Below are 21,113 nucleotides of genomic sequence, written 5' to 3' on the forward strand. Positions count from 1 at the left end.
CGCTCACGCGATTGATTGGCTGATTATATTTGCTTCTTGTTTGCTGTTTAAATTTGGTTCTACTGATTGGCTCTAGCATCCTGCACTGCCGCTACAAAGAAAATTGCGGTGAGCGGCACAGCAAACGTCAAAATAATGCTGGTTGTCACAGTTCCAAGCTGAGGCATTCCAGAAGAGAGTTCAAAGACTGAACCAACGGCTGCGATCGCCGCCACACAGGAACCTGCTAACAGCACACCACTTTTTGGAGTCACTCGAGATCCTACCTTTTATGAATCAGTGCAAATTTTAATATTCTTATACAAAAAGGGGCGGCATGAAATCACTTTCCGCCGCCAGTTCGTTCAATTTAGAATTGCTGGAGTGAAACGCTCACCAGGCTATTTAATCCGCCGCACATCTTTGACGGAAAAGCCGTGCTTCACGAGTTCCTGGTTCATGGCGATCGCATTGTCAACTCGATCAACAAACAAAATGCCATTCAGGTGGTCAATCTCATGGAGAATGACTCGCGCGAGTAGTCCGTCTGCCCGCAGTTTCTGGGGTCGCCCGGTGTCGTCTTTGTAGGACACTTCGATGACTTTCGAGCGAGTCACGTCCATAAACACGCCGGGAATACTAAGACAGCCTTCCTGAATGACGGACAAATCATCGCTTTCAGCCATAATCACCGGATTGATGAGGACGATCGGCGGATTTGCTGCCTCGTCGGGCTGGGGATCGACCACAATCATTTGCTTATTAATGCCAGCTTGAGGCGCAGCTAACCCGATGCCGTCTTCGGTGTACATCGTTTGCAGCATTTGGCGCGCTAGCCGCCGCACTTCATCGTCAATTTTGGTAAACCGCTTGGTAGGCTGCCGCAGGACACGATCGCCCATATAGCGCAGCGAAAGGGGGGCTTTGTCTAATTTCTTCTTCTCAACTGGAATTTGAGCTGTCATGACCTCGTGCCTGGCGGGATGAATGTAAATCTTAGTCGCTATTTCTTTCTATCTTAGTGAATCACGGGTTTTGGCGGTAGGGGGGATTTTGGGGTACGGGGTGAAGGGGGTGGGTCGGTGGGGGATGAGGGGATAGGGTGGGAAGTGCTGGGGGATGTTGATTGACGGGGTTTGATTGGTTGGGAGAAGGATTTTTCTGCTTGTGAACTAAAGCAAAGCACGCCGATAGAATAAAAGACGATCGCTTCAATTTGCTTACCGTTCATGCTGCTGTCGCCGTTTTTGGGTGTATTGCTGATTCTGGTTGTCTGTCCGATTTTAGGCGGGTTGCCGTTGATTCGCTGGATTGTCTGGGGGATGACGGGGCAGCGGCTCGATCGCCTGGGGACGGGAAATGTGAGCGTTTCGGCGGCGTTTTATCATGGCGGAAAGTCGGCGGGCATTCTGGCGGTTGGTTCTGAGGCGTTGAAGGGCATTCTGGCGGTTTTGCTCGCGCGGATTTGTTTTCCCAATAGTCCTGCTTGGGAAGTGGTTGCGCTGATTGCGCTGGTGATTGGGCGTTATGGGATTGGGCGCGGGGCAGGAACGACCAATGTAACCTGGGGCTGGGTTGTGCATGATCCGATCGCTGCTGGGCTGATATTTTTGCTAAGCGGCATTAGCTTCACGCTGTTTCGGGAGAAGAAAACCGGGCGGCTAAGTGCACTGGTGTGGCTGGTGATTATTGCGATTTTGCGCCATTCTCAAGATCGCGGACGAATTGCAGCGACAGTGCTGTTGGCTTTGATCATTGCCTGGATTTATCAGCAGATGCCCGATGATCTAGATTTGTCTGCGGATACTGCTCATTCGGAAGCTCAGCCTATGTTTCGGTTTTTTCGCGGCAACCGTGCCCTGCTTTCTCTTTCCCAGTCGCTTGATGCTCAGCAAGTGGGACAAAAGGCGGCAACGCTGGCTCAGCTTCATCGCTGGGGCTATCCGATTCCGATCGGCTGGGTGCTGCCTGCGGGAGATGATTCGGCTCCATTGATCAATTCGATCGAACCCAGTCCCGAACAGCCTGTGATCGTGCGATCGTCTGCCATTGGCGAAGATACAGCAACGGCATCGGCGGCAGGACAGTATGAGTCGATCGCGAATGTCACCAGTCGGGCAGCGCTAGAGCAGGCGATTTTGCGCTGTCAGGCATCCTACAGTTTGCCCGGTGCAGTGCAGTACCGCAGCGATCGCGAGATTGCGGAAAGTGGCATGGCGATCATTGTGCAGCAGCAGATCCGGGGCGTGTTTTCGGGGGTGGCATTTAGTCGCGATCCGGTGGCACGTCAGGGAGATGCGATCGTGATTGAGGCGTTGCCGGGCGGGGCGGATCAAATCGTGTCGGGTCAGGTAACGCCGGAGCAATATCGCGTTTGGCTTGAGGATGGGGAAAGCCCGATCGGAAAGTTACCCCAAAGCTGGCAGTTGCCGGAGGAAGTCAAGCTCAACATGACGGGCGAAGGAGACGTGCCACCCCGACTGATTCAGCAGGTGGCTTATCTCGCAAGGCATCTCGAAGCCTGCTTTCATGGGATTCCACAGGATATCGAGTGGACATTTGACGGTCAGCAACTCTGGCTGTTGCAAGCCCGTCCGATCACAACGCTGATTCCCCTCTGGACGCGCAAAATTGCGGCTGAAGTGATTCCTGGCTTTATTCGTCCGCTCACCTGGTCGATTAATCAGCCGTTGACCTGTGGCGTGTGGGGTGAGATTTTTACGATCGTCCTGGGCAACCGAGCGAAAGGATTAGACTTCACTGAAACCGCCACCCTGCACAATTCCGCCGCCTATTTCAATGCTTCTTTGCTGGGCGAAATCTTTCTGCGGATGGGGCTGCCGCCGGAAAGTCTAGAATTTCTGACGCGAGGGGCAAAATTTAGCAAACCACCGATCGCCTCCACGCTGCGAAACCTGCCCGGGCTGGGGCGACTGGCAAAACGTGAGTTTCAGCTTGAGCAAGACTTTCAGCGCGACTGGCAGCAGCAGTTTCAGCCCGGATTGACGGCACTGGATCAGCAATCCGTAAACGAACTGAGCCCTGAAGCACTGCTCGATCGGATCGATCGCATCCTCAATCTGTTGCGACGTGCCACCTACTACAGCATTTTTGCGCCCCTGAGTACGGCTCTGCGGCAGGCAATTTTTAAAGTTGATCCGGCAGCTCTGGATAACCGTTTGACGCCCGAAACCGCATCTCTGCGATCGCTTCAGTCCCTTGCCGATCAGACTCGTCCGCTGCTCACAACCCTACCGACTGACAGCGAAACCCTGTTTGCTCACTTATCCACTCTGCCGGAAGGACAGCCCATCCTGGCGGAATTCGATCGCCTGCTCAACGAATACGGCTACCTCAGCGAAGTCGGAACTGATATCGCTGTGCCGACCTGGAGAGAAGACCCCCACCCGGTGCGCGAGCTGCTTGCTGCTTTGGTACAGCAACCTTCCGCAAGTTTCTCCACTCAACCCAGCAAACCTGCAACCGGAAAGCTGCGGAAAGTCCAGCCACGAATTGATCTGAAAGGACGAGTGACAGAAGTGTATAGCAAGCTGCTGGCGGAACTGCGCTGGAGCTTTGTCGCGTTAGAGCAGCAATGGCTCCCCCAAAAATGGCTAGAGCAACCGGGCGATATTTTCTTTCTCACGTTCGAGGAAATCCGGCGATCGATCCAGGATGCCCCGTTCACCGCTCAACTGCCGCGCCAAATTGCCGATCGCAAAGCCCAGCTTGAGCGCGATCGTCAGCTTACTCCACCCCTTCTGGTCTACGGCAACGATCCACCCCTGCCGCAATTCCAGCCCACCTGGGGCGACAGGACAACCGCTCAGACGCTTCAAGGCATTGGAGCCAGTGCCGGACGCGCAGAAGGAACCGTATTAGTGTTGCAGGACTGGCGCAATCTGCCGCCGATCGATCGATCGACAATTCTGGTTGTTCCCTATACAGATTCGGGCTGGGCACCGCTCCTGGCAAGAGCAGGCGGACTGATTGCCGAAACGGGCGGGCAGCTATCTCATGGGGCGATCGTAGCGCGAGAATACGGCATTCCCGCAGTAATGAATGTCAGCCATGCGACACAGCGATTTCAGAACGGACAGCAGGTGCGAATTGATGGGCAGCAAGGCACAGTAGAAGTTTTAGATTAGCGATAATCTGGTTAAAAATTCCACGACTAGAGCAGTCTATTGTCACTCAATCCTTCTGCTAAAGAACTGACTCAACGACGAGTTAAACGACTGATCTGGTTGAGGGAGTTCGCAGCAGGCTCCTAATCAATTGCTTGACCGGATGCAAGAGTTTGCGAACTCGATAGTTCAGGTAATTCCAGGTGTTAATGAGAAAGCAGCGAGTGAATGGAAACAGACACAAAAACTTTTCCCAAGGACTGAGCGACGATTTTTCCACCGCTGCCCAGAATGCCGCCATAACATCCAAGTAGCCCTGTTTTTTCACCTGAGTGGCTTGGTTCTGATAGCACTTCTCCAAAAATTCATCAAAAGGCGTTTTGAAATGGAATTTGCCGCGATGGGCGAGACAAATTGGAAGGTGAACAAAAGGTCCAGCTAAGCTCAGCTCAACGGCTAAAACTTGATCCGCAGCCAAGATATCTAATCGATGCCCACCAATCTTTTGGAGTACATCGCGCCGAATCATGCTGTAGATAGGATCAAAGAGACGGTAATCAGAATTTAAGAACCACAGTACTCTTTCGTATCGCTTAACGGCAGCAGGAAAATCGAGTCGCCGTCCTTGATATTCGAGGAAGTCTCTTGTTCCGTCTTCGTCAAAGAAATCCTGGTTTGTTGTTACGGCGATCGCATCGGGTCGAGATTCCAGTGTTTCAATGCAGAGTTTGGCATAGTTGGGTTCAAGCCAGTCATCCCAACCAATCCAGCGAATATATTTGCCCCGGCTCAAATCAATGAGACGATTGAAGTTCCCTAAGATGCCAATATCTTTTGGGTTTCGGAAGTAGCGAATGCGATCATCTTTCTGAGCATAACGCTGGCAAATATCGGCTGTCGCATCAGTCGAATCATTATCACTGATCACAATTTCAAAGTTTTGAAAGTCTTGTGCCAGTAGAGAATCAAGTAACCTGGGTAGAAGCTGTTCGCCGTTACGAACCGGCAAGGCAAAGCTAAGAAGCGGTGAGCCAGGGCTTTGAGTAGTCATAGGACAATCAACTGAGTTTATACGTTTTTTACAGTGAGTAATGCTTTACGGTGAGTAATGCAAATATGCTCTAAATTGTTTCATTCCAATTTCGTCAGAAGGAAAACGCTGTGCTCCTGACAAAACCAAATCATTTTTTGGTTTAGGGAATTATTAAGGTTATAAGGCAAACGTAAACCCGAAATCGGCTCAGGGCCAGCAAATTTACGGTTGCTTTATTGCTTGCTAATCAATTCATGAAGGAATCAGGTACTTATGCAGTAATCGCACATCTTGGTATCTTTTGCTACCCTAGGGCTGTTCGATACGCCTGGTGTAATCGCTGCACGTACTTTTCCATGCTGAAGTTACGGGAATTCTGCTGTCCGGCTTTTGCCAGACGATCGCGTAAAGGTCGATCGCTCAAAACCTGCTCCAGCTTCCGACGAATATCTTTCACGTCATACGGATCTACGTACAGCGCAGCGTTGCCGCATACTTCTGGTAGACAAGAAGCGTTTGAGGTAATCACCGGGCAGCCAAAAGTCATTGCTTCTACGGGCGGCAAGCCAAAGCCTTCATAAAGCGAAGGAAAAACAAAGCAGTAGGCTCCCCGATACAGGTAGCGCAGCGCGTTGGTCGAGACGTATTCTAAGAGCCTCACCTGTTTTTTCGATCGCTTCTGGTCAAATAAATAAGCGGTCTTGCCTAGTTCTTCTTCCCAAAGCCAGCCTTTTTTGCCTGCAATAATCAGAGGCATTTCGGTGTCTAGCGTGGCGTAGGCATCAAGCAGGCGACCTACATTTTTCTTCGGTTCGATCGCCCCAACAAATAGCAAATAATTCTGCGGTTCTAAGCCATATTGCTGCAAGAAAAACTCGACTTCTTCATCGGTGTCGCCATCGTCTAAGGGTTTGAGAGCGATCGGCTGATAGGTGACAATAATGCGATCGGGATCGACCTCAAAGTAAGTCAAGATGTCCTGTTTAGTATGCTCTGAAACGGCAATAATCGCAGCAGATTCCTTTAGAGCAGCTTCAGTTTTGTAATAAAAACTCTCTTTGTCATCCAGCGTGGCATAAGGTAAACGCAGCGGAATCAGATCGTGAATCGTGGTGATTTTCTTTGCGCCTCGTACCTGAATGGGCAGTGGATAAGTCGCGTGCCAAATATCGATTTTCTCAGGCACGGTAATTTGTGTACTAATCTTCAGTTTCTTGTATAAAACATTTGCCAGGTCGTAGCACTGCGGCAAGTTAAATGAAGCGGCATATTTCAAAAAATCATCGCTGTATTGCCCTCGCTTCACCACTAAATTACTGCTGGTGTCGCGTCGTCTGGCTCGATAAAGTGGTCCTGATAAGCTTTTGAGCAATCCCTTTAGAACAAACAACAAATTTCGATCTTTGTCTTGATTGTCAAAGAAATACACTTCATCCAGCACCGCATTCTTTTTATAGGCACTGCGGCTTAACAACACATCAATTTCGGCTCCCAGTTCGGTGAGTGCCTGGATTAGGCTAAGTCCATAGGTTTTAATGCCCGTCCCCTTAGTGAGCTGTAGGTTATAGCCGTCGATCAGCACTCGGACTCCCGCTAAACTGTTGGAGTCGTCTGTATGGGATGCCGCGATCGGTTGAATTTTCGGCTGACTTTTGGGCTGACTTCTGGGCTGAACGGTGAGCGTGGTTGATTCCGAAGCATTCACCAATCCGGGCACACAGACCACATAGCCTCCCCGCTTGACGATCGACCGAGGCGACCAGGTAGTAATCCAGCCATTCTCATCCGTTGCAGTCAGGGTTTCCTCTTCGTCTCCGGGTGGGGTCGAGACAGGAATTGGTAGCAGCGATGCCCAGTAATCTCGATGGGCATGAAAGTGAACCCCAGAACTAGAAAGCTTCAGCTTCACCGGAATGCCATTAACGCTGTCTGATCGTACTGTCGCATGATCCGGATCATCGTCACCCACTAGCAAAGGACGCTCTTGTGGATCTTGCACTTTCTGAAGTAACGCGATCGTCTCTGGCCTTACTTCCGCTGTGTCCTGAAAGCAAGAAATCCAGCGAATCGACGGATCGTTGAGCCAGTAGCTAACTCCTGCACTGAGCGCGGCGGCTGGACGAAACTGGGGAAGCTTCAGGAGTTGTACCTGATGGCGATCGGCAAGGGCTTGGTTTTGCGCTGCCTTCTCCCCCTCTGAGCCGTTATCCACCACCACTACGGGAATGCCTAATGCCAGAATTTGGGGCAGCGATCGATCGAGGGCAGCGGGTCTGTTGTGGGTAAGCACTACTGCCGCCGCAGGCTGAATGTTGCCCTCCAGGTCATAAAAGCGATCGACGGCATCCATCCGCTCAAATAACGCTTTCAGATCGTTCTCATCCGTGGCAAGGAATTCGGTAATGGGCGATCGGGCGTAGACGACAAATACGGCATTCGCGTACACCGGATGGAATTTGTGGACAATTTCGGCTCCCAAGGGCGCGTAAATCTCGGCGATTTGTCCTTTATGAATGACCGCAAACGCAAGCTGCTCTAGCGATAGGGCAGGAGAAACGCTGTAGGGATAGGTTCCTGGAAACGGCTCAAAAAACTCACCGGGTGCAAGGATGGCATCGAGGGGCTGAGCGTGCTGCTGAAGAAAATCACGTACTTGCAGCCAGTACAAATCGTCGATCGGAAATGCCATTGCTCTGCCTCACTGGTCGCCAATTTCCCATTTAATCACTTGATTGGTCAATTGCCTGCTTCAGCAGCCTGAGCGGTGCAAAGTGAACGTTTTAGCGGAAAAGCGGCTTGAATCGTCTGGCTTACTTCATCTTTCGTAAAGGTATCGATCGGCATGATACTATCTCTGCATAATCTGCTGGGGCTTTGGCAAGGCTTCGAGAATGTTCTACTGCTGGGAAATTGTTAGAGCGAACAATGGCAAGCAACCGTGGGATTAGCAGGAATACCGCAGAGTGTAAAAGATGATTGCTGAGGATAATGATTTGATACGGTGCATCGATGCCTCCTGGTCAACGGATTCTCTTGTTGTCCTGAAAGGATGGGTATTGAGCAAAACTGAGCCAATTCATGGGATGGAAATTTGCATTGATGGGGTGCAAATGCCTGTCAGTTGGCATCCTCGACCTGATGTTCTGGCTACCTATCCAGGCTATGACGGCGCAGATTGTGGCTTTGTGGTTGAAATTCCCAAAATTACCCGTCACGATGCCACCTTTAAGCTCGCAACCAACGGCAGCACGCTGCTGCGAACCCTGAGTATCGAGGGAGCAAATCCTACGGTGGCTCCCGGCTTTTCAGACGCCAGCACTCTATTCAACGAGTTTGTGCAAAAGGTGAACGCTGAGCGACTTCGGGTTTTAGAAATTGGGTCGCGAGTGGTGGTACGGGGCAGCAGCAGTAAGCGATCGCTTTTTCCCAATGCAGCGTCCTACACGGGATTTGACTATTATCCGGATGAGAATACAGACGTTGTGGGAGATGCCCATCACCTTTCTCAATACTTCGGTGAGCAAAAATTTGATGCTGTTTTTTCATGCTTTGTTTTTGAGCATCTAGCTATGCCTTGGCTCGTTGCTAGAGAGATCAACAAAGTGCTGAAAGTGGGAGGGCTAACCTTTCATACTACCCACAACGCCTGGCCCATTCATGAGGAGCCGTGGGATTTTTGGCGTTTCTCAGATGAAGCCCTCAAAGTCTTATTTTCGCCTGCTCTTGGCTTTCAGGTGATTAAAGCGGGCTATTTTGAACCAGTGAGAATGCACTTTGCAGAGTCAAATCCCGGAAGAGGCATAGAAGGATTGTCGATGGGAAATGCGTTTAGTGGCGTTGCTATTCTTGCAAGCAAGGCAGCAGAGTGTGAACAGGAGCGGTTTCACTGGAGGATTAGCGTAGAAGAAGCTTTGGGCAGAGAGAGTCAGTATCCCCGCCCTGCTGAGGTGCTGCCTAAAGAAACAGCCGCACTCCTGACAGCCCCGGTTTTAGCTCTGGAAGATCATCAGCTCGACCCCTGGGGAAACGTTCAATCGCCAGAGCCTCGATCGCAGGAACATCAAGAGACCGTTCAGCGTTTACGAAAAAGGATTAAAACACTGAGGGCAAAGCTGGAAGCTTCTGAGAACGAGATTGCTGCGATGAAAACCAGTAAGTTTTGGCAAATCCGTTCTTACTGGATGAAATTGAAAGCAAGATTTGTAGGGAATTCCTAAACTGCTTTATTAGTTTGCTTTATCAACAGTTCTATTGGCATCAGCGTTATCGACATCAGTATGAGTCAGGAAGTCAATTAACTCATGAATGATCTACAGCTTTACTTCGAGTCCAACGACAAGCGATTGATTCACAAGTGGACGCACTACTTTGAAATCTACGATCGTCATTTCTCCAGGTTTCGGAACACCAACGTTTGCATTCTGGAAATTGGCGTTTATCACGGTGGTTCGCTCCAGATGTGGAGAAACTACTTTGGACCCAGCGCGAAGATTATTGGAGTTGATATTGACCCTCGCTGCAAAGAATTGGAAGAAGAAGGGATTGAAATCATTATTGGCGATCAGGAAGATCGCGAGTTTCTTGCCTCTCTTCGATCGCAGCTTCCGCCTGTCGATGTTTTGATTGATGATGGCGGTCATACGATGGCTCAGCAGATCATCACCTTTGAGGAACTTTTTCCCCTCGTGAAAGAGGACGGTGTTTATCTCTGCGAAGACCTGCACACGAGCTACTGGCAGGAATACGGCGGTGGATTTCGCAATCCTAATAGCTTTATTGAATACAGTAAGGCATTCATCGATCAGATCAATGCGTGGCACTCCTGCGATCCGGGCAGCTTTAGAGTGACAAACTTTACCCGCTCTGCCTACGCGCTGCACTTCTACACCAGTGTTCTGGTCATCGATAAAAGATCGATCCCAGCCCCAGTCGATCGCATGACCGGACAACCTTCCTTTTTGGATAATGACGCTGAGCGATTTATAGAATCTGTGGGGGCTGGACGACCGCAGTTAAGAGCCGAAATCCACAAGCCACCTGAATCGCTACACAGTATGGTGGCAGAGCTAAACGCGAAATACTTTGAGGCTTTAGACCTTCAGCAGAAGACCCAAACTCATGCTAACAATTTAGCAGTCGCGCTTCAGCAAACCCAGACCCATGCTAACAATTTAGAAGTTGCGCTCCAACAAACCCAGACCCATGCTAACAATTTAGCAGCCGCGCTTCAGCAAACCCAGCCTGCGCTAGAACACTCTCAGGCTCAATTACGGCAAGCAGAAACTGATCTAGAACATCTGAAGCAGGAGCGAGATCAACAGAGCGATAAGCTGCGGCAAGCTCAAAAGAAACTGCAACAGACGCAGCAAGAATTACAACAGATGCAGGAAGAACTGCAAAACACTCGATCGCACGCCGAACACATCCAGGCGGAACTGCACCACACCCAAAGTCAGCTTGGCCAGAAGCAGAAGCGAATTCAATCTTTGCGAAAGGGTCTGGAAACCAGAGAAATCGAAGTTTTGCGGGCACAAGACCGTATTAGTGCAATGGAAACCAGCAAATTCTGGCAGTTTCGCCTGAACTGGTTCCGCTTCAAGAAGGCACTGAGACTGGGAGCTGAAGATATTTCCCCGTTCAAGGTGACGCAAAACCTGCCCCAACTGCCGCAAGCCCGGACTCAGCCTCAAGAAGTCAAGCTTGTTCCGGTGCAACCAGCCGTTGCTGAAGCGATCGTTGCACCCGTGTTGACGCCCTACGAGCGGTGGATGCAGAAGCATACGCCCCAGGCAGAAGAACTGAAACGAATGAAGCAGATTGCCTCTGTGCTGGCGTATAAGCCGCTAATCAGCCTTGTCGTTCCGGTCTACAACACCCCAGAAGAATTTTTGCGGGAGGCGATCGAATCTGTCATTGCCCAGATCTATCCCCACTGGGAACTGTGTTTAGCAGACGATGCCTCTCCTGATCCTCATGTGAAGGATGTTCTGAAGGAATATGCCGAGAAAGACGATCGAATTAAGGTGGTCTTCCGGGAGGAAAACGGGCATATCTCGCGCTGTTCAAACTCGGCTCTGGAACTGGCAACAGGCGAATATATTGCCCTGCTCGATCACGATGACACGCTTGCACCCGAAGCCCTGTTTGAAGTCGCATTCCTGCTGAATCAGCATCCCGAAGCCGATATGGTGTATTCGGATGAGGACAAGATTGATGACAAAGGAAAGCGACGCGACCCCTATTTCAAGCCAGATTGGTGTCCTGATACGTTCCTGAGCTGGATGTACACCTGTCATTTAGGAATTTATCGGCGATCGCTCATCAGTGAAATTGGCGGCTTCCGAGCAGGATTTGAAGGCAGCCAGGACTATGACTTGGTGCTGCGATTTACCGAGAAGACCGACAAAATTTTCCACATTCCCAAAGTTCTTTACCACTGGCGGATTCATGAACAATCCGTTGCAAGCAGTGGTGAGGCAAAACCCTATGCCTTTATCGCTGCACAAAAGGCCCTCGCCGAAGCTCTACAGCGACGCGGAACGTCCGGAGAGGTTGAAGAGATCAAAGGCTTCAATGGTCGCTATATCGTTCGGTATGAAGTGGTTAAGCCAGGTCTGGTTAGCATCATTATCCCAACGCGAGATCTAGGCGCGACTCTAAATCAATGCCTGGAGTCTATCTTCACCAAGACAACCTATCCAAACTACGAAGTAATTCTGATCGATAACGGCAGTACGGAACCTTATACCGCGAAGGTGATTAACACCTGGCTCAATCAAGAACCGGAACGATTCCGCTGTTATGCGCTGGGTATTCCTTTTAACTACTCCAAACTCAATAATTTCGGAGTCAGCAAAGCAAACGGAGACTACCTTCTGTTTCTCAATAACGATACGGAAGTCATCACGCCTGACTGGTTAGAGGTTATGGTTGGCCATGCTCAACGCGACTCGATCGGCGCAGTCGGTTCGCTGTTACTTTATCCAGATGACACAGTTCAGCACGCTGGGGTCATCATTGGCATGGGAGGCATGGCGGGTCATCTTTACGTGCGTCAGCCACGCTCTGCAACGGGCTACTGTGGTCAGCTTCTCACTGTCACGAATTTCTCAGCAGTGACAGGGGCTTGTCTGATGTGTCGTCGAGAAGTGTTTGAAGCTGTGAAAGGGTTCAATGAAACAATGCCTGTTGCATTTAATGACATTGATCTTTGCCTCAGGATTGTTCAAAAAGGCTATCGCAATCTTTGCACACCCCAAGCCGTCCTGTATCACCACGAATCCAAGTCACGCGGATACGAGGATACGCCAGAAAAGCAAGCAAGATTCAGCAAGGAAGTTCGATATATGCAGCAAACCTGGAAGGAGTTCTGCGAACATGATCCGTGCTACAGTCCGCATTTGTCGTTGAATCATAGCGATTGTCGGATCAGGGAATAGAGTAGTCTGAATCGCAAGTCTTGAACGATTGGAGAAATGTATGACGATTCTTGACCAATACACCGCTTGCGGACCCAACGTCCAAAATACGATCGATCTATTCAAGGGCGAATGGTCTTCTCAATTCCCCGATCGCCTGGAGATTCAGGCAGGGGCCGCAAAATTGTTCGAGGATCTGCGAATTCACTGGGCGGCAGAGCAAATCGGCGGTTTTCAAGGTAAGACGGTGCTAGAACTGGGACCGCTCGAAGCTGGGCATACCTACATGATGGAGCAACTGGGAGCAGCCTCTATTACCTCGATTGAAGCCAATTCACGATCGTTTCTGAAGTGCCTTTTAGTCAAAGAAACATTAAAACTCAATCGATCGCACTTTATTTACAGCGATTGTATCGAGTTCCTAAAAAGCAATTCGTCGCGCTTTGATGTTTGCATTGCGAGCGGCATTCTTTACCACATGGTGAATCCGGTAGAGCTGATTGCTTTGGCTGCTCAGGTTAGTCAGCAGCTTTTTGTCTGGACGCACTATTACGACCCAGAGATTATTGCCAGCGAACCGCGATTTGCGGTTAAGTTTCCCAGCAGCGAAAAGCGGGAATATGGAGGATTTCAGCATACGCTGCATCGCTATGAATACCAGGCAGCACTGGGGTGGTCGGGTTTTTGCGGCGGCAGTGCCCAATACAGCCAGTGGATGAGCCGCGATGAGATTATTGCCTGCTGTCGGCACTTTGGCTTTGATGAAATTCGCATCAGCTTCGATCAGCCGGATCACCCAAATGGTCCCTGCTTTGCCTTTGTCGCCCTGAAACAAGACAGCCTTCTTTTATCCCAAAACAGTGCGCAGGCTGGAGCGAACAGCGATCATTTAAGCAATCAAAATTCAGGCCTGCCCTCGCAGGTCGATCGCCTGCAAAAACGCGTTACAAACCTGCAAAAGAAAACCCAAAATCTAGAGCAAGCGCTAAAAGACGCCCATAACCAAATCGCGGCAATGGAAACCAGCAAATTTTGGCAGATTCGGAGAGGATGGTTCCACATTAAAAAGACGCTGGGTTTACCGTCGAATGAGTAAACAATTTCTTAGCCGCCTCTTCCGGGAACTTCAGCAGATTCAGGCGAAGGCTGGTCAACTTCAGCAGCAAATCGATCGCCTGCAAACCCAGTTGCGGCAAATCAGCCGGGATTATCAAATTGCCACTGCCGAACGAGATCAGTATCGGGGTCGGCTGGAGGCGATGGAGTCGAGCAAGTTTTGGCAGATTCGCACTCAATGGCTACAGATTCGGCAAAAGCTCGGCGGCAAGGAAAGCCCAGTCTGGGCACCAGAACTTCCCTCAATCGAACAGATTGAATTAGAAATTGCCAAAGGGATTCCTCAAGAAACGCCCTACGATCGCTGGCGCAACGCGAATAGCCCCAGACCTGCCGATTTAGAACGAATGGGGCAAATGGCGGAAATTTTACCTGCGAAGCCATTAATTAGCGTCTTGATGCCTGTTTACAATACTCCTGAATCCTACTTGCGATTAGCGATCGATTCGGTCTTGGCGCAGGTTTATCCCCATTGGGAACTGTGTATTGCAGATGATGCTTCAATTGAGCCGCAGGTGCGATCGATTCTGGAAGAATACGCAGCGATCGATCGGCGAATTAAAATCACCTTTCGCCCAGAAAATGGTCATATTTCTGCTTGCTCGAATTCGGCTTTGGAGCTTGCAACCGGAGAATTTATCGCGCTGTTAGATCACGACGATTTGCTGTCGCCGGATGCTTTGTTTGAAATTGCGCTGCTGCTAAATCGCTATCCTAAAGCCGACATAATTTATTCAGATGAAGACAAAATCGACGAGCAGGGACAATTTTCAGAACCCTACTTCAAACCCGATTGGAGTCCTGATAGTTTTCTATCACGAATGTATACCTGTCATTTAGGGGCATATCGTCGATCGATTGTGAGTCAAATTGGCGGATTTCGGATTGGCTATGAAGGCAGCCAGGATTATGATTTAGTGCTACGCCTCAGCGAAAAGACGCAGAACATCTTCCACATCCCCAAAATTCTCTATCACTGGCGAAGTCATTCTCAATCAACTGCCCAATCTGCTGCTGCGAAGCCCTATGCCTACGACGCATCCGATCGCGCTTTGGCTGAAGCCTTAGAGCGCAGAGGCGAACCCGGAAAATTATTGCCGATCGAAGGTTCTCCTGGTAACTATATTGTGCGCTATCAGATTAAGGAACATGATTTAGTCAGCGTAATTGTTCCCACTAAAGATAAAGCAGATTTGCTCAATCGCTGCTTAACTTCTATTTTTGAGAAAACCACTTATCCAAATTACGAAGTCATCTTAGTTGATCACAATAGCGTAGAGCCTGAAACGGCTGCTCTAATTCAAAAATGGCAGGCTCAATTCGATCGCTTTCAGTGTCACCGATTAGAAATTCCTTTCAACTATTCAAAACTCAATAATTTTGCAGTTCAGCAAGCAAAGGGCAAATATTTACTGTTTCTGAATAACGATATTGAAGTCATCACGCCAAACTGGATGACGGCAATGGTAGAACAGGCGCAAAGGCGATCGATCGGGGCGGTGGGAGCCTTATTGCTTTACCCGGATGACACCATTCAACATGCAGGGGTGGTTTTAGGAATCTGCGCTTACTCTGGACACAGCCACAAACATTTTTCGGCAACCGCATCAGGCTATCTCAATCAGGTAATTGGCATTACGAATTACTCGGCGGTGACTGGAGCCTGTTTGATGTGTAAACGCGAAAATTTTGAGGCGATCGGCGGTTTTGATGAGAATTTAGCCGTTTCTTTTAACGACATTGATCTCTGTCTAAAGCTAATGAAACAAGGCTTGCACAATGTCTATTTGCCCCATGTAAAGCTTTATCACTACGAATCTCAAAGTCGAGGTCACGACGACACGCCCGAAAAGCGCGATCGATTCCTTCAGGAAGCTGAATACATGATGCAGCGATGGCAAAAATGGATGACTTGTGACCCGCACTACAACCCAAATTTGACGATCGATCGACAGGATTACAGTATCAGAACAAACTGACCAAATCAAATTCATTTTATAGGAACAGGGTACAGCAATATTTACGATGATTACTTGTATGCTCTGTTCTCGAAAAATCCCCACGTCTGGAAATGCTCTTTTGGGTCTATCCCAGCCGCTTTAACATCTGGATGCAGTTGTAGGTAGCGTTGAGCATCAAAATCTGAAGGAAGTTCTGCTCGTTTTCTGAGCCGTTCGAACTGAATTGAGATATCAGGCTGAAAAACGCTTAAGTGAGGTGAGGAAAAGAAAATAGACTGCACCTTATTTTGGCTTTCATAGCCAACAAATTCTCGGATGCTAGACTGCAAATCCTGCGGCAGGCTGCCGATCATTAAGCCTGACTTTGCTGTATCAAGCACAACGCGATAATTGACTTCCTGGTTCTGGCTATAACGAACATGCATGGAGACAGGGGGCGTTCTGAAAAGCTTGCTGTAAGCCTTTCCAAATAACGAATATTTGATATCTATTTTTGCAAGCAGGATATTCCCAACTTCATCTTTGTAGGTTGCTCGAACTGCATTTAAGCTGATGGGCTGCTCCCATTTCACGGTTTGCGGTTGATCAATCGCTTCAACTTGATCGGGTGAACATGTCGGAGTCGGCTTTGGTCTCAGAATTTCGACTTCCCCAATTTCTTGAACCGTTTCTCTTCGCCGGGTCGAGGGAGCGGTCGGCTTATAGTGGCAGATGAGAAAAAGCGTTGTCTGAGGCTGATCAAAATAGGGATGTCGTCCATCAATTGATCCAAAGCTGTAGATAATGCGCGATCGAGGATTTGCCTGATAGGACGCAAGATTCTTCTCATCGAGCCAGCGCGTGTAGGCAGCGTATGCCTGAAAAATTGGAGCGGGTTGCCAATTCCGTAAGTCATTTGCTGCGACAATCGACGCAGACCAGGGTAAGATATCGACTGATTTATCCCGCAGGTTAGCGGCAAGACTCGCAGGAGAAAGTTTTGATTTTGCAAGCGTCATAACCTCCTGCCCAAGAATCTTCTCCTCAGCCACTTTAGGATTGAAGAGGTATTGAGCCTGTGCAGCAATACGCTCAGGGCTGAATAGGAGGAAAGTGTTTTGAAGATTGAGCTTGTAGTATTGGGTAAAGCTACTGTTAGGCACCCCTAGCGCAATCAGAAAAGTAATAGACAGCGTGAACAGGAAATAGCACAGAAATTTCCAAACGATTAGTAACGATCGGTTAAATCTCTTGAAGGTAAAGCAACTCAAAAAGAAAATGTAGATTGGGGCACTGGTTGCAAAGGATAGATTTATTTGTCCATCATGCCTAATGAAACCATGCTTAAAGCTCATCAAACTAAAAAGACAGACAGGAATGACAACAGCAGCACTTTCAGGATTAACAAATAAGGCAACTAATGCAAGAGAAGCAATGATTTGAAGTAGAAAACATCCAACCTGAAGCTGACCTGCTGGACCAATTAAAGTCATGGACTGGTTGTAGCCAGACGTAATTTGTAAAGAACCAATTATAAAGTTTCTAACATTCGATTGAAACGCAATGATGCTAATAACAGAGCATAGAATAATCAGGAATATAAAAATGGGAGATTGAACGTTCGGAAACTGGAATTTTGAAAACTGGAGATTAGAGTGAAGATAAGATTTTAGCCTATTGGTAATCGAATTATTGTGCGAAGAATCTCTGCGTGCAAAAAAACTGAATAGAAATAGGACAATTCCAGGAATGAGGGCAACTAAAATTGCTAGAAAAGGATCGTTAATTGAAGCATTGAGAAAAGCAACGCAGCCTGCTAGAAATCCAAACAGAAACCAGTTCAGCACTACGAACGACTTCAAAACGGTGTTGATTGGGTAGCCACTATTTCTCCACTTAAAGAATGAGCTAATAATAATAGCAATCAAAGGGCAAGCCATCGAGAGTAGCCCAAAGTTGAGCTTTACCATCAGCATGAAGGCGGAGGCAACTCCGTAGACATAGAGTTTATTCTTTCTAGTGCCAGGAATTTCCTTTTCTAAATTAATGTCTGCAATGTCGATCGTGATGAGCAGGATAATCAGAATAAAGTCTATTTCGATCGAGCCTATACCTTGCGAACTCAAGAGAATCGGAAAAAGAATCAGCGCAAATGTACCAAATAGCTGAAGTGGCAGCTTTTCGAGCTTAAGAATAAACTGAAGGGATAGAAAGAGCCATGCAAAGCGCAGCAAATACCGTGCAATTTGCATCTCAAAAAAATTTTCCTTGATCAGGCTACCAAAGAAGAGATAGCCAAAAGGACCGAAGGTAAAAATGATATCCTTGCCCCATACCATTCGCTCCACGTGCGCTTTAGTCAGCGCAAATTGCCAGGATGGGTCTAATCCTGTGTTTACTGCTGGCACACCAGGTACTAAAAGCAGACTGAATAGAGCCGCCAACAAAACCAGTAGCGCAGTTCTTCTAACAGGTGAATTGAACAGATTTTGTTTAAGTCGCATTAGGGAGCTTACCTCGCGAAGAACCAGAAGACTTATTGGGAAATGTAGGTTTTCGTCAACCTTTCCTCTCAACCCCTCCCCAATATATGCTGCTGGGTGATTCGGAAGGCTTGACTGCGGTCGGTATCAAAAGCCCAGGCCTCAATCACCAGATCCTGCTGCTTAGGCAATCGCCTGATTGTAAATGAAGTACTCCACCCCGCATACCTATATCGATCGTCTCTTAATGCGTTTGCTACAGCGGGCGTAGGGTATCGGACAGAAGCGATCGCAAACAAGACTGGGATTTTAGCAGAGTCTTGATAAGTGAGAAGAACAGAGTCTGCTAGTTTGTGATACTGGGGTAAGACAGCCCACCCGGTCGCAGTATAGGTTGTTTGATCAACTGGCGTTACTGAGTCAAATTCCCCATATGTAGTAGGTTCCAGAGCGGTTTCAGGTGCAATTTTTGCAATATTTCTAACCTCAATAATTGGAGGTGAAACAAAGCCTATTTTATTCATTTCGCTTGCGAGCCGTTTTATTAACTTCGGGGGTCCAGGATTGAGAGATTGAGCAATACAGTTATTGGGTTCAAACTTAATAAATGTCAAACAAGTCTTCGCATACAGTCTATCCCTTTGGAGCGCAGTCACAAGGGGAGACATAGATATAGAAGAAGCGAGGTTTAGAGTAATAGAAACCGTGATTAAACAGGTAAGCAAGTTTTGCAGGATATCATGACCTGTTTGCTCACTCAGTTGACCCAGAGCAAAGAATTTATTCTCTTTAATGTCCTCGAATACGATCGCCAGTAATGCGATTACAGCAATCACTAAGTAAATAGAAATCGTTGTGTAGCGGGAGGACAGTGCTTGTTCTACTCCAGATCCAGATCGAGCTAGCGTTGCCATCATCGCACTGAGGATGGGGTAAGCCCCCAGTGCCAACCACACAAAAGCCTGCTTCAGAAATTTCCGCCAACGTAAGACAATGTATAAGCAGGCAAAAACGTAGAGCGCAACCAGAACGCAGCCAGCTACTATAGCAAATGCCGGGTTTCCGACCCCTAAAGGTGATCCCAAGAAAGCAAAGGGGTAGCTAAGAACAATTGAACTTTTATTGGCTATAGAAGAACTAGCAGAACTTTGATAGCCCCTAAGATAGGCTGCTATGTTTAATGAGAAGCAGATCAGCCATATCGGGATTACAGCCGAAAATAAAGTTTTTCTTCTCACACCCTCCGCTGAAAGCAGAATCACTGGCAGCAAAACCAACCAGGAAAGTGCTCCGGCTGCCACAGAAAATGTGCTGACGGTAGCTAGAACAATGCATAACAGTAGCCTAAACCAAAAAATTACCTTTAATTGCGTGATCAGTAGGGAGAGTACAAGGCAGACGATCGGCATTAGAAACGTAATCTGGAACCCCCACAACCAACACTCGTATTGGATTGGAGAAAAAATTAGGACATTCGACAGAAACGTTAAAAAAAAGGAAAGGATTAGATTTTGAGTGACCGTTCGTCTAAACAGGAAGTAAACACTTAAAGATGCAATACAGGCTAGAAATAAAATAAACAGCATCTCATACTTGACATTCCAGTCCGTCAAGGTTGCGAGTGCCAAAAACACTAATTTGGGAAAAAAGATGCGGTGTTCGTTATGTTGAGCAAGCAAGTCTTGAATTGATAGATCACCTTCAGCTTGCTTAACCAGTAGCCTTGCAACTCCCCACTGGTCCCAGTAGGGGACATCCACGCCATACTGCAAGATGAATAAACCCATGAAGACCGCAGGCGCAATCGTGAGCAGCAAAGCCAGGATTTTCCACAACTGATTGCTAGCGATCGGGAGCTGCGTCTTGTTCAGCATATAAAGAAGAAGGATGTACTCAACTTAGAGCCGCGCTGCCTGTGCTGTGTAAATATCTTCCAGGATGTTCCGCAAACTATACTTGTACTGCCATTCAGGATAGTGAGACTGAAACTTCCTCACATCGGAGATATACCAGATGTGATCGCCCGATCGATTGTCATCGGTGTACCCATAATTCAGCTTTTTGCCGGACAGTTCCTCACAGATACCGATCGCCTCTAACATCGAGCAATTGCTATGGCGTGAACCGCCAATATTATAGACCTCACCGCTTCTGGGATTCTGATAGAAATGATAGAAAGCGTTGACCAAATCGTAGCTGTGAATATTGTCGCGAACCTGCTTGCCCCGGTAGCCAAAGATGGTGTAGGTCTCGCCCGTCACCGTGCATTTCATCAGATATGCTAGAAAGCCGTGCAGCTTTGCTCCAGAGTGCGCTGGACCCGTCAGGCAACCGCCCCGGAAACTGGCAGTTTTCATATCAAAATATCTGCCGTACTCCTGCACCAACACATCTGCTGCCACCTTTGAAGCCCCAAATAGAGAATGCTTCGATTGATCGATCGACATCGACTCATCAATGCCAATGAAATAGGGATGATCTTCAGCAATTTCCCATCGAGTTTCCTGTTCAATTAGCGACAAGAAATTAGGCGTATCGCCATAAACTTTATTCGTTGAAGTAAAAATAAATACGGCATTTGGGCAATACTGACGAGTCGCTTCCAGCAGCACCAGCGTCCCATTTGCGTTCACGGTGAAGTCGGTATGGGGTTCACTGGCGGCCCAATCGTGAGACGGCTGAGCAGCAGTATGAATGATCAAGCTAATGTCTGCAGAAAATTCTTTGAAAATGGCTTCGATCGCCCCCTGATCGCGAATGTCAGCGTCGTAATGGTTGTATCGATCGCCGTAGGTTTCCTTCAAAAGATTACGGTTCCAGCCTGTCGAAGCCGCCTCACCAAAGAAGTACGATCGCATATCGTTATCAATGCCAACGACATTAAATCCAAGGTGGGCAAAAAAGCGAACGGATTCCGAACCAATGAGTCCGGCTGAACCAGTTACAACCACTGTAGACATATCGCACCACACTCCAGAACTGAGAGATTGAAACGATGAAATTGATTGATTTAGAGA

At 48.3% G+C, this 21,113-nt stretch carries 12 protein-coding genes; 5 read left to right on the forward strand and 7 right to left on the reverse strand.

Annotation, left to right across the window (positions count from 1 at the left end; translation table 11 throughout):
- Positions 1–59: 59 nt before the first annotated feature.
- Both NDI45_RS14210 and def read right to left on the reverse strand, forming a co-directional pair.
- The gene (locus tag NDI45_RS14210; protein ID WP_190790126.1) at positions 60–254 is read right to left on the reverse strand and encodes a hypothetical protein; all 195 of its coding nucleotides are present in this window, start codon (positions 252–254) and stop codon (positions 60–62) included.
- Between the two features lie 126 nt (positions 255–380).
- Positions 381–944 (reverse strand): peptide deformylase, encoded by a 564-nt coding sequence (gene def, locus NDI45_RS14215; protein WP_348247709.1) that lies wholly within the window; start codon positions 942–944, stop codon positions 381–383.
- Positions 945–1,208: 264 nt separating this feature from the next.
- Between def and NDI45_RS14220 the strand changes: the two genes are divergently transcribed.
- Positions 1,209–4,127 carry a glycerol-3-phosphate acyltransferase gene (locus tag NDI45_RS14220; RefSeq protein WP_348247710.1) on the forward strand — a complete coding sequence of 973 codons (2,919 nt, stop codon included), beginning with the start codon at positions 1,209–1,211 and terminating at the stop codon, positions 4,125–4,127.
- Between the two features lie 82 nt (positions 4,128–4,209).
- Here the strand turns inward: NDI45_RS14220 and NDI45_RS14225 are convergent, their stop codons facing one another.
- On the reverse strand, positions 4,210–5,157 hold the full coding sequence (locus NDI45_RS14225) for a glycosyltransferase family 2 protein (RefSeq protein ID WP_348247711.1): 948 nt from the start codon (positions 5,155–5,157) through the stop codon (positions 4,210–4,212).
- Positions 5,158–5,443: 286 nt separating this feature from the next.
- Positions 5,444–7,828 carry a glycosyltransferase gene (locus NDI45_RS14230; protein ID WP_348247712.1) on the reverse strand — a complete coding sequence of 795 codons (2,385 nt, stop codon included), beginning with the start codon at positions 7,826–7,828 and terminating at the stop codon, positions 5,444–5,446.
- A 283-nt stretch (positions 7,829–8,111) separates the two neighbouring features.
- Between NDI45_RS14230 and NDI45_RS14235 the strand changes: the two genes are divergently transcribed.
- The 4 genes from NDI45_RS14235 (at position 8,112) to NDI45_RS14250 (ending at position 15,652) form a co-directional block, all read left to right on the forward strand.
- Complete coding sequence (locus tag NDI45_RS14235) at positions 8,112–9,356, forward strand: class I SAM-dependent methyltransferase (RefSeq protein WP_348247713.1); 1,245 nt, start codon at positions 8,112–8,114, stop codon at positions 9,354–9,356.
- Positions 9,357–9,440: 84 nt separating this feature from the next.
- Entirely contained in the window at positions 9,441–12,578 is a 3,138-nt protein-coding gene (locus tag NDI45_RS14240) for a glycosyltransferase (RefSeq protein WP_348247714.1), read from the forward strand.
- A gap of 40 nt (positions 12,579–12,618) precedes the next feature.
- Positions 12,619–13,653, forward strand: a complete 1,035-nt coding sequence (locus NDI45_RS14245; RefSeq protein ID WP_348247715.1) for a DUF1698 domain-containing protein — start codon at positions 12,619–12,621, stop codon at positions 13,651–13,653.
- Positions 13,646–15,652 (forward strand): glycosyltransferase, encoded by a 2,007-nt coding sequence (locus tag NDI45_RS14250; RefSeq protein WP_348247716.1) that lies wholly within the window; start codon positions 13,646–13,648, stop codon positions 15,650–15,652. The genes NDI45_RS14245 and NDI45_RS14250 overlap by 8 nt, the downstream gene beginning before the upstream one ends.
- 50 nt (positions 15,653–15,702) lie before the next feature.
- Here the strand turns inward: NDI45_RS14250 and NDI45_RS14255 are convergent, their stop codons facing one another.
- From NDI45_RS14255 to NDI45_RS14265, 3 genes are all read right to left on the reverse strand, one after another.
- Complete coding sequence (locus tag NDI45_RS14255) at positions 15,703–18,117, reverse strand: hypothetical protein (protein WP_348247717.1); 2,415 nt, start codon at positions 18,115–18,117, stop codon at positions 15,703–15,705.
- Between the two features lie 68 nt (positions 18,118–18,185).
- Positions 18,186–19,913: a hypothetical protein gene (locus NDI45_RS14260; protein WP_348247718.1), complete on the reverse strand. Its 1,728-nt coding sequence runs from the start codon at positions 19,911–19,913 to the stop codon at positions 18,186–18,188.
- Positions 19,914–19,994: 81 nt separating this feature from the next.
- On the reverse strand, positions 19,995–21,056 hold the full coding sequence (locus tag NDI45_RS14265) for an NAD-dependent epimerase/dehydratase family protein (RefSeq protein WP_348247719.1): 1,062 nt from the start codon (positions 21,054–21,056) through the stop codon (positions 19,995–19,997).
- Positions 21,057–21,113 lie beyond the last annotated feature (57 nt).

Origin of the sequence: Leptolyngbya sp. GB1-A1 (genome assembly GCF_039962475.1) — a bacterium.
Classification (GTDB): domain Bacteria; phylum Cyanobacteriota; class Cyanobacteriia; order Elainellales; family Elainellaceae; genus Leptolyngbya_A.

Coding starts and splice junctions, on each gene's coding strand:
- NDI45_RS14225 (WP_348247711.1), bottom strand. CDS start 5,157: ATGACTACTCAAAGCCCTGGCTCACCGCTTCTTAGCTTTGCCTTGCCG.
- NDI45_RS14240 (WP_348247714.1), top strand. CDS start 9,441: ATGAATGATCTACAGCTTTACTTCGAGTCCAACGACAAGCGATTGATT.
- NDI45_RS14235 (WP_348247713.1), top strand. CDS start 8,112: ATGATTGCTGAGGATAATGATTTGATACGGTGCATCGATGCCTCCTGG.
- NDI45_RS14250 (WP_348247716.1), top strand. CDS start 13,646: ATGAGTAAACAATTTCTTAGCCGCCTCTTCCGGGAACTTCAGCAGATT.
- NDI45_RS14245 (WP_348247715.1), top strand. CDS start 12,619: ATGACGATTCTTGACCAATACACCGCTTGCGGACCCAACGTCCAAAAT.
- def (WP_348247709.1), bottom strand. CDS start 944: ATGACAGCTCAAATTCCAGTTGAGAAGAAGAAATTAGACAAAGCCCCC.
- NDI45_RS14220 (WP_348247710.1), top strand. CDS start 1,209: ATGCTGCTGTCGCCGTTTTTGGGTGTATTGCTGATTCTGGTTGTCTGT.
- NDI45_RS14230 (WP_348247712.1), bottom strand. CDS start 7,828: ATGGCATTTCCGATCGACGATTTGTACTGGCTGCAAGTACGTGATTTT.
- NDI45_RS14255 (WP_348247717.1), bottom strand. CDS start 18,117: ATGCGACTTAAACAAAATCTGTTCAATTCACCTGTTAGAAGAACTGCG.
- NDI45_RS14265 (WP_348247719.1), bottom strand. CDS start 21,056: ATGTCTACAGTGGTTGTAACTGGTTCAGCCGGACTCATTGGTTCGGAA.